Source organism: Rhodococcus sp. (in: high G+C Gram-positive bacteria), from assembly GCF_049286785.1.
Lineage (GTDB): Bacteria > Actinomycetota > Actinomycetes > Mycobacteriales > Mycobacteriaceae > Rhodococcus_F.
In genome coordinates, this window is the sequence record NZ_JBAQEO010000120.1 from 1 (window position 1) to 9,020 (window position 9,020).

The 9,020-nt window shown below is 62.0% G+C and carries 10 protein-coding genes; 6 read left to right on the forward strand and 4 right to left on the reverse strand.

Features of this window, described 5'->3' with window-relative positions; translation table 11 throughout:
• The first annotated feature begins 180 nt into the window (after positions 1 to 180).
• From WAW17_RS04715 to WAW17_RS04725, 3 genes are read left to right on the forward strand one after another with little or no spacing between them, the layout of a single operon-like run.
• Positions 181 to 729 carry a recombinase family protein gene (locus WAW17_RS04715; RefSeq protein ID WP_422331849.1) on the forward strand — a complete coding sequence of 183 codons (549 nt, stop codon included), beginning with the start codon at positions 181 to 183 and terminating at the stop codon, positions 727 to 729.
• A 46-nt stretch (positions 730 to 775) separates the two neighbouring features.
• On the forward strand, positions 776 to 2,530 hold the full coding sequence (locus WAW17_RS04720) for an ATP-dependent nuclease (RefSeq protein WP_422331850.1): 1,755 nt from the start codon (positions 776 to 778) through the stop codon (positions 2,528 to 2,530).
• Positions 2,527 to 3,957 carry a UvrD-helicase domain-containing protein gene (locus WAW17_RS04725; protein ID WP_422331851.1) on the forward strand — a complete coding sequence of 477 codons (1,431 nt, stop codon included), beginning with the start codon at positions 2,527 to 2,529 and terminating at the stop codon, positions 3,955 to 3,957. The genes WAW17_RS04720 and WAW17_RS04725 overlap by 4 nt, the downstream gene beginning before the upstream one ends.
• A 73-nt stretch (positions 3,958 to 4,030) precedes the next feature.
• Here the strand turns inward: WAW17_RS04725 and WAW17_RS04730 are convergent, their stop codons facing one another.
• Complete coding sequence (locus WAW17_RS04730; protein WP_422331852.1) at positions 4,031 to 4,162, reverse strand: hypothetical protein; 132 nt, start codon at positions 4,160 to 4,162, stop codon at positions 4,031 to 4,033.
• A gap of 116 nt (positions 4,163 to 4,278) precedes the next feature.
• Between WAW17_RS04730 and WAW17_RS04735 the strand changes: the two genes are divergently transcribed.
• Positions 4,279 to 5,409, forward strand: coding sequence for a hypothetical protein (locus WAW17_RS04735; protein WP_422331853.1), 1,131 nt, complete (start codon positions 4,279 to 4,281; stop codon positions 5,407 to 5,409).
• 83 nt (positions 5,410 to 5,492) lie between these two features.
• Here the strand turns inward: WAW17_RS04735 and WAW17_RS04740 are convergent, their stop codons facing one another.
• Positions 5,493 to 5,762, reverse strand: coding sequence for a type II toxin-antitoxin system Phd/YefM family antitoxin (locus tag WAW17_RS04740; protein WP_422331854.1), 270 nt, complete (start codon positions 5,760 to 5,762; stop codon positions 5,493 to 5,495).
• Positions 5,763 to 5,874: 112 nt separating this feature from the next.
• Between WAW17_RS04740 and WAW17_RS04745 the strand changes: the two genes are divergently transcribed.
• The gene (locus tag WAW17_RS04745; RefSeq protein WP_422331855.1) at positions 5,875 to 6,144 is read left to right on the forward strand and encodes a type II toxin-antitoxin system RelE family toxin; all 270 of its coding nucleotides are present in this window, start codon (positions 5,875 to 5,877) and stop codon (positions 6,142 to 6,144) included.
• Between the two features lie 9 nt (positions 6,145 to 6,153).
• On the opposite strand, the gene WAW17_RS04750 is transcribed toward WAW17_RS04745, so the two are convergent.
• Positions 6,154 to 7,188 carry a helix-turn-helix domain-containing protein gene (locus WAW17_RS04750; protein ID WP_422331856.1) on the reverse strand — a complete coding sequence of 345 codons (1,035 nt, stop codon included), beginning with the start codon at positions 7,186 to 7,188 and terminating at the stop codon, positions 6,154 to 6,156.
• Between the two features lie 22 nt (positions 7,189 to 7,210).
• On the reverse strand, positions 7,211 to 7,504 hold the full coding sequence (locus WAW17_RS04755; protein WP_422331857.1) for a hypothetical protein: 294 nt from the start codon (positions 7,502 to 7,504) through the stop codon (positions 7,211 to 7,213).
• 684 nt (positions 7,505 to 8,188) lie between these two features.
• Between WAW17_RS04755 and WAW17_RS04760 the strand changes: the two genes are divergently transcribed.
• The gene (locus tag WAW17_RS04760) at positions 8,189 to 8,812 is read left to right on the forward strand and encodes a type IV toxin-antitoxin system AbiEi family antitoxin domain-containing protein (protein WP_422331858.1); all 624 of its coding nucleotides are present in this window, start codon (positions 8,189 to 8,191) and stop codon (positions 8,810 to 8,812) included.
• The last annotated feature ends 208 nt before the right edge of the window (positions 8,813 to 9,020 follow it).

The window sequence follows — 9,020 nt, forward strand, 5'->3', positions numbered from 1 at the left end:
GCCGCAGGCTCGGGCGGTGAACCGTCCCGGGGTTCAGTGTCTCAACTGTTCAGTTTTGACACTGACCCCTCCCTGAATCGCCGGCGCGCGTCGCCACGGAACACGGCCTGTCAAAACTCCCTGTCAAAACTGTTGTGCCAGAACGTGCCTTGTCGGTGGGTTGTGACAGGGTGAGCCGCTGTGAGCAACCTTCTCGGGTACGCCCGGACCTCGACGGCCGATCAGACCCCCCAATTGCAACTGGACGCTCTCAGGGCCGCTGGCTGCTTTCGGGTCTGGGAAGAGGTCGCGTCGGGAGCTAGGCGAGACCGACCGGAACTCGCGGCGGTGCTCGACCAATTGAGACCAGGGGACACACTCGTGGTGTGGAAGCTCGATCGGCTCGGCCGGTCGCTGCAACATCTTCTCGAGACGGTGTCGCTCATCGAGTCGAAGGGTGCGGGATTCCGGTCGCTGACCGAGCAGATCGACACCACCACGCCGACTGGCCGGCTGATCTTCAACGTGTTCGCGTCGATCGCCGAGTTCGAACGAGACCTCATCAAGGAACGCTCGGCTGCCGGCCGCGAAGCCGCCCGCGCTCTCGGCCGGGTCGGCGGTCGACCGGCCAAGCTGACCAATCGCCACATCGCGCAAGTGAGACGGCTCAAGCGCGAAGGGCAGGCGGTTCAGGATCTCGCTGCCGACTACAAGGTCAGCCCTAGCACGATCTACCGCGTCATCAGATGAACTGATCCCCAACGACTTTGGCGCAGGAAGCGCAAGGGAGACACAAGTGCACATCCATGAACTGGCCATCGAAAACTTCCGTGGGATCAGGTCGTTTACTCAACGTTTCGAGCCGGGCCTAAGTGCCATCATCGGCGCCGGCGACAACGGCAAGACCACGATCCTCGATGCACTCACTGTGCTGTTCCATCCGAACTGGTCACTGAACCTCACGGACAACGACTTCTACGACGGCGATCCCGAGAAGAATCCAATCCGTGTCAGCGCCACCGTCGTGGATCCGCCGGATGAGCTCACCAGGGACCAGGATTTCCTGTCGTACCTTCGGGGCGTCGACCTCCGCACCGGCGAGATCGTCGACGAGCCGGACGACCACACGACCGCGCTGACGTGTGAGCTGACGGTGGGCCCCGACTTCGAGCCGGTGTGGAAGATCGTCTGCGACCGCCACTCTGAGGGGAAGACTATTTCCGCGGCCAAGCGGCAGAAGTTCGGGGTTCGGCGAATCGATGCCTCTGATCATCACCTCAAATGGGTCCGGAACTCCGCGCTCCATCAGCTCTCGGACGACTCGGCTGGGAAGTCGACAGACACGGTGCTACGTGATGTCTCCCGCGAAGCCCGGACGTCCGCCAGCGCGAAATTGTCCCCGTTCGATGCCGAAATCGAGTCGATCAGAGACCAGGCGCGCATGCTGCGCGCCGTTTCGGATACCGCATTGTTCTCCGCCGAACTCGACGCTGACCTCACCGCTCTGACCCGCGGCAGCATCTCCCTGCACATGGATGGCCGGCCCGTCAGTCGCACAGGTCTCGGCAGCCGAAGACTGGTCACCGTCGGTGTACAGAGTCTCGCTCAAGCTGGCGCCCACATCCTGCTGATCGACGAACTCGAGTCCGGCCTCGAACCACACCGCACTCGACACTTGATCCGCTATCTCCAACGTGTCGACGACCGCCAAGTTCTCCTGACCACGCATTCGCCCACCGTCGTCCGTGAACTCGACTACGGCCAGCTCAAGATCGCCCGTCGCACGACAGATCCCAAAGCCACAGGCGCAAAGGACGGCACCACCGCTACCGCCACCACCGAACCCAACGCCACGGATCAGCCAGCCAGCGGCACGGTCACGCTGGTGACACCGCCCCCCGAAGCGCAGGGTCCGATACGCACGCACGCTGACGGATTCCTCGCTCCCCGCGTGCTTGTCTGCGAAGGAGCCACCGAGGTTGGATTCATCCGAGGACTCTGCAACCGCCTCGAGGACGACGACCCTGCGCGTATGAGTTTCGTGGCATCGGTAGACGCCAACGGTGACAGCAAAATGGTGGAGCCAGCACTGGTTTTTCATAATCTCGGCTACACCGTTGGTGTCTTTTGTGACTTCGACAGACCGAAGATCGACCTGTCACCCCTCGACGACACGGGCATCACACTCTTGCGGTGCGACAAAGGAAATGCGATCGAGCAGCAGGTGCTCGGGACTCTCACTGCCGCTGGCATTCGCGCCGCGATCGAGCACGCAATAGATGAAGTGGGCCGAGACGCCGTTCTCTCCTCCCTGGACAACAGCGGTATCCAGCACGATGTGTCGATGGCGCTCGCAGACAGCCAGGAAGTAGATAACCCCGAGCAGTACCAGACTCAGATCTCCGTTGCCGCAGGTAAGGGGGAATGGTTCAAACGTCTCTCACGCGGGGAGAAGATGGCTGAGATCGTCCTCGACCCCACCCTGACCACCATGACGCCTCAGCTCGAGGCATTTCTCGACAAGCTGCGGCACTGGTGCGCGCCGCAATGACGACGACATTCTCCCCGGATATCGACCTCACAACGATCAGTCGCGGATCGGTGACCGCACCCGCAGGATTCGGCAAGACGCAAGTGATCGCCGGCACCATCGCCCAGCATCCTGAGCAACGGTTCCTCGTTCTCACCCACACCAATGCTGGTGTCCGGTCCCTCCACGACCGGATCACCAAGTTCGGCGCCCATCGCGCCGCGCGTATCGAAACGATCTCCGGTTTTGCACTACGTCTGGCGCGCGCTTTCCCCACCGGAATCGGGTGGAGCGAAGAATCAGGCATCGACCATCTCGCCGCGCTGGCGGCCGCCCAGACCATCGTGCGCCGGCCCACGGTTCGGCGAGCACTGTTTAACAGCTACGACTGGATCATCGTCGATGAGTATCAGGACTGTTCGGTGGTCCAACACGAGATCATCAGCCACCTCGCCGACCACATCCACACCGTCGTTCTCGGCGACCCTCTTCAGGCGATCTTCGGATTCGCTAACCAACCGGTCATCTCGTGGCCCGACGTGCAATCCAGCTTCCCGCCCGCAGGCACCCTCCACACTCCCCACCGGTGGACCACAACCAATATCGAACTCGGACAGTGGCTCAAATCGATCCGTGCGCCGCTGAATGCGGGTCGGCCGATCACGCGCCCGTCCCCTGCCTCACTGGAAGTGCGCAGGCTGACCAGAGAGATCCACGAAGGCGCCCTTCACTCGTGCATCAACGATGGGGGACACAACGCCCTGCTCATCCCAGACAGCGCAAGGGACGACCAGATCGCGAGGTATGCGAAGACCATCAGTCGCCGTGCCGTTGTCCACGAAGCCGCCGAGCAACCGGATCTTCTCGCCTTCGTCGACACGATCGCCGATGGCCGCGCCCCTGATGTTGTGCTACTCAAGACCATCGCATTCGCCGTCACAACCACCACGAAAGTCGCCTCCCCGCAGGTCATAACGCTGAGAAAGAATCTTGGGTCGAAAGGCCAGCCCGGGTCCAAGGTCAACGATCTCAACGCTCTGGCTCGACGGTTCATCGAGACTCAAGGTGCGGATGCCTTGGCTGAGTTCATCGGCAACCTCACCAACGGGGAAGGCCGCGTAACTTACCGGCCTGGGCTACTGAACGCACTGCTCGCCGCGCTGAGAGCTCTCGGAGCGGAAAATCTCACCAATTTAGCCGATGCGGCCAGAAAGAGCATCGATGCTCGGCGACGAATCGCGCCAACACCGACCACCCGATGCAGTGTGGGGAGCACTCTCCGCGTCAAGGGCCTCGAATACGACCGCGTCATCATCGTCGACCCAGCACGCGTTCCCTCCCGCGAACACCTCTACGTCGCACTAAGCCGCGCGCGCCGCAAGATCACCCTTGCGATCCCCCCAGGTGGTCAGATCGGGGAATGGTTCGTCCACGGACACCCAAACTGAGCAGCGAACGGGGCACCCCTGGCGAGAGTCCCGTTCGCTGCTCAGTTTGACGTGAGGGTGAGATCGGGTGCCGTCAGCGGCTACTGCTGCCAAACGACGGCCCCGACTCCGCCGTCGGCGTCGGGGCGACCTCTTGGACGAGACGCATGACGCGGCTGCCGACCATGTCGGTGAAGGTGATGCTCCCGGTCTTGTCGACTGCCACACCGCGAGACACCTGATCCGGGAAGGGTTTTCGGGACACCGGACCACCCAGGTCACGCCCGGCCGTCGTAGCGGGAGTCCGGGTGTCTGGAACCGTTCGATACTGGGACGCCGAGAATGGAAGCACGGGCTGGCCTCAAAGAGAGAAAGCCTGCGCTCGCGGCGATCAGCGATCGGCGATCAGCGGAGCGCAACAGTACGAGTACAGAACACCGGCTTGAGGAGAGGAGCCCCATGCAGCGGGTGGAACAGATCGCAGTGCAAGTGGCGGAATCAAACCGACTGCTCAAGGAGGGTGGTGTCGCACGCTGGCGTATCGGGCTCGTACTGCTGGACGGCACAGCCGAGCTACTGATGAAGCGCGCCTGTGACGGCCTCCTGCACGACATGGAGTGGACCGAGAGGCATCTGAAGATTGTTCAACAGCAGATTTCCAAAGGGCAGGAACACGAGGAGCTGCCGGACTGGCTGCTCGATGGCTGCGAGCCGGAACTGCTTTCGTCCGTTGAGGCCCGGCTGACGCATCAGTATGCGCCTCCTGACGAGATCGAGAAGATCGCCGCCGACTTCAACAAGAAGGTGTCGTACCTAATCAGGAATGGGTACATGACGCAATCTCACGCCACGGTGTTAAAGCGTCTGCACAAGTACAGGAACGAGGCGCAGCATGAAGACACCGTCCGCAACGATACTGTGCTTGAGGCTGCGAAAATCTACACCTACGTTGTCTGCTCGATGATGAAAGAGTTCGAGGTCAAGTCCTACGGGGGCATGATGCCGCCCGACCTCGCAGCACTGCTGCCTGCGGGGACCAGGCCGTCCTTCGACGTCCAATCCCTCGCCGCCGACGTACTGCTCGCCGATTCACCTGTCGGCACCCCGGAAGACCTTGCCGAAACCCTGTCGGAGCATCTTGTCTGGCGTATTGACGAGATGCTCGGCTTCGTCGACTACTTGGAGCGAGGCTTGCCCTTCGAAACAGATACCGCGACTCGGAACCGGAATCTAAAGAAGGCACAGGTCAATCCGTGGGACCCGTCCCCGCAGAAGGTGCTGGACTGCAGGGACATTGAACGTTGGCGAAGGACCGCGAAAGGAATCTCCCGCTCCACTGACTACGTGAAGAGCTTCGATAAGTTCGCGTCACTCGAAATGGCGATAGAGCCCCTCGAACAGCTCGTAGTAGATGCTGTCAGAGCACTCGACAGCCACATCGAAGAACAGGTAGACCGCAGGCGGGGGCTCTAGCTAGGCCTGGCAGCAGTGCCGGCAACTCAGCACCCCTGGGACTCCGGATCCGGAACGAGTCGACACCGGGGGATGACACAAGCTCAGTCGAAAAGCTCCTTGCGGAGGTCCGCAACAGTCGTGCGCTCGCCGTCGTCTTCTGTGATCGCTTGTTCGAGGGCAGCCGCATCACGCGCGTTCTCCAGGGCTTCCAGTAGCTCCAGATCGTCGGCCGGGATCACCGCGGCGATTCTCTTGCCGTGACGGGTCACGACCACTCGCTCACCCGCGTAAGCAGTGCGATTCAGCACGTCAGCAAGGTGACCGCGCAGATCGCCGGAAGTCACTTCCCTGGTCTCAATGGTGGCGGTCATGGCTCCCAAGGTACGTCCGCCGAGCACGTCAAGTCAAACGAAACGTACTTATGATACCACCTGTACGTTTTGTACTAAATAGCGCTAGATCACCATTCCCCACAGGACCTCGATGACACCCAACCGATACAGCGTCACCTTCACCAGCAGCGCAAAGCGGGACCTGAAGAAGATCGCGAAGCACGACCGGAAGCTCGCGACGGATCTGCTCGATTTCGCAGAGAATCTCGGCGGCAATCCCCGGCCGCACGGCTGCACGAAGCTCACCGACCGCGAGGGGTACCGGGTCCGCTTCGGCGACTTCCGGATCCTGTATCTGGTCTTGGACAAGGAGGTGGAAGTCCACGTCTTCCGCGTAGGAGACCGAAAGGAGGTCTACTGACCCCCGATGTCAGGACGCTGTCGGAACGAGGTTTCGAACGAAGCCGCGGACGTCGTCTTGATCCAGATCTAGGTCTTCGGTTGCATCTCGAATGGTGATCTTGCTGGCCGTACCAAACATCACCTTGCGAAGAAGCTGGGATGTCTCCGGCACGATCCCACCTGGCTCGGAAGACCGATAACCCTGGTCGGAGAGGGTCACGCACGTGGTGCGGTATTGCCAGTTGTTGAGCAGATGCAGTTCGCGCAATCGGTGCGTCAGTGCCATGGCCGAGACCTTCCAGTACGACCTAGCCACAAGGATGCGGTCGAGGCTGGCTCCGCTCATGGACTGCGACAGCACCGCGCTTTGCGGCATCAGGAACGCAGCCGCGAACTGGTTGGCCTCCGCCTCGCGTTCCTTGGAGGTGCTTGGCTCCATCTCCAATTCACTGTGCAGGACAAGGTGGCCGAGTTCGTGAGCTGCATCAAATCGTTGACGTTCTCCGGAACGAGATGTGTTCAGAAAGACGTACGGTGTGACGTCACGGTAGAAGCAGAAGGCGTCGATATCGCTGTACTCGTGGCGGATCGCCGCCACGCGCACCCCCTTGGACTCGAGCAGATGCACCATGTTCGAGATCGGCCGGTCCCCGAGATTCCACCGCCTACGCAGCAGATCGGCTGCCTGCTCGGGAGAAAGCTTGTCCAACGTCGGAATGTCCGCCTCGGGAAGCTTGAACTTCGACGCGATGGTGTCGAAGAACCCCACAGCCAAACTCGCTGAGGCCAGCACAGCGTCGCGTCGGGTAGCCGTGGTCTTGCTGAGCTTGCGGAAGCTCACAGCCTCCACGGGGACCGCTTCGGCATCTTCTCGTTCGAAGAAGGCCGGCGGCACGGACAGGGCGTTTGCGAGCTTGCGCAGCGTCTCATCGCTGGGGGGGAGCTGCTTGCCGTTCTCGTAGTTTGTCAGCGATCGAAGCGAAACATCGCTGACCGCAGCCAATTTCGTCAAGGTCAGTCCGAGGCGTTGCCGCGCCAACTTCAAGCGTGCGGGATTGAACATCGGTAGATCCACGAGAGAAGTGCTAGGTGAGCGGTTCGACCTGGACATCAATTCCGCCCTCATCGTCGTTCGGGTCGTCGAATACCGAGAGATCTCCATCGAGATCCAGGAAGGGGATGGAGATACGGTCGTCCCAGTCGTTGACAACCCCATCCCCGGTTGTCCCCGTCATCCCTGCGGGACTCGAAAACTCCAGCTTGAGACCACGATCGGTACGTTCATGCAGCAAGAGCCAGAGCGGCGCACCCTTGGCAACCTGCGTCCGCTCGGCAGCTTGTTCCGCGGCCGGAACCGCGAACAGAGCCAATACATCCACCGGAGGCGCGGTCAACGCACCACGGGTGGCAGGTCCCTTGTGCGTGCGAGGCTTCGTCCGACGGTCCGGATTGGCGACGTTGCCGGCGGAAGCGACTGTGAAAGACAGAAGCCCCTCTGGGTGCAGGAACCGAGGCTGCCTGTCCACGAGCACAGGGGTCCACCCCGTGTCCGCGAGACAGAGCGCGAGCTGCTCCATGGTGTCGTGGTAAATGTCCGTTCCTGGAGATGACGACAAGGCGAGGGCCGTACGGTTCGACGCTCGAGACAGCCCTGGACGCAATGCAGTGTGAAGGAGCTCCGCCGAGAGACCCAGAGCATTGAGACGGTTTTCATCATCCGATGAGCCGGACGTCTGAAAGAGCTGTCGGACCAACAGGAGCCTCCATTTGAGTGATGACTATTGCGCGCAACTCTACCGCATATGCGGTCGAATTTTGCGCAACCCCTGCGTGCGCCTACGTCACCCTCAATGAATCACAGGAGCGGCCGACAAGATATGCCTGGAGCCCCGAGCGGGCCATTGAATGATCGAAACCCCGGTGACGTGCACGGGATGCAGAGCCCGATCCGGGGTCTTCGACAGAGAACCCTATACGGAGCGTCGCATCAACGCTGCGGCGTCCACTGCAATGATCACCCGTCGGAGCTGCAACAGTCGCAACAAGTCAGGCACTCTTGCAGCATGAGAGGTGACAGTCGAATCCTCGACCTCGCGGACCTCGCCGCCGGGCAGTGGGGTCTGTTCACTACCGCTCAGGCCAAGACGCTCGGGTTCACCGCCCAGCGGATCGCCCGGCTCGCCGACCACGGCGCGATCGAACGGCTACGCCACGGCGCCTACCGGATCGCCGGCGCGCCGAGCGCCCCGGACGAGCAGCTCCGGGTGGCCTGGCTGATGATCGAACCGGCAGTCACCGCCGGAGAGCGGCTCGATGCCGAGTACCCGGCCGTCGTCTCCCACTGCTCCGCAGCCAGGCTCCACCGTCTCGGGGACGTCGATGCTGACGTCATGGAGTTCACCACCGCACGCCGGAAACAGTCTCGGCTCGGCGACATCCGGTATCGGGTCGCGAGCCTCGATCGCGGCCGGTGGACCCTGGTTGACGGACTGCCGGCCACCACTGTCCTCGCCACGATCGCCGATCTCGCTGCCGACCAGCTCGACGGCGGTCACCTCGCCGCGATCGTGCGCGACGCCGTCACCACTGGTGGAGCCGACACCGACGCAGTCATCACAGCGTTACGGCCGTACGCACACAGGTACGGGGTCGCGCTGGGCGACGGCTCGGGCCTGCTCGGGGGTTGAGGGACAGTTGCCCGGGATCCGGCGCTAAGTCGGTCTTCTTGCGCTTGATGCCCACTTTGGGCCGCATCTGACGCGACTACCGCAGATAATTTCGCGACTCAGAACCCCGAGGCCGACGATCAGGCCAGCAGGCGGACAAGATTGCCGCAGATAAAGGGCCGTAATCTGCGGCAACTCCTTAGCGCCGGATCTGCCGCGACTGCTCCCC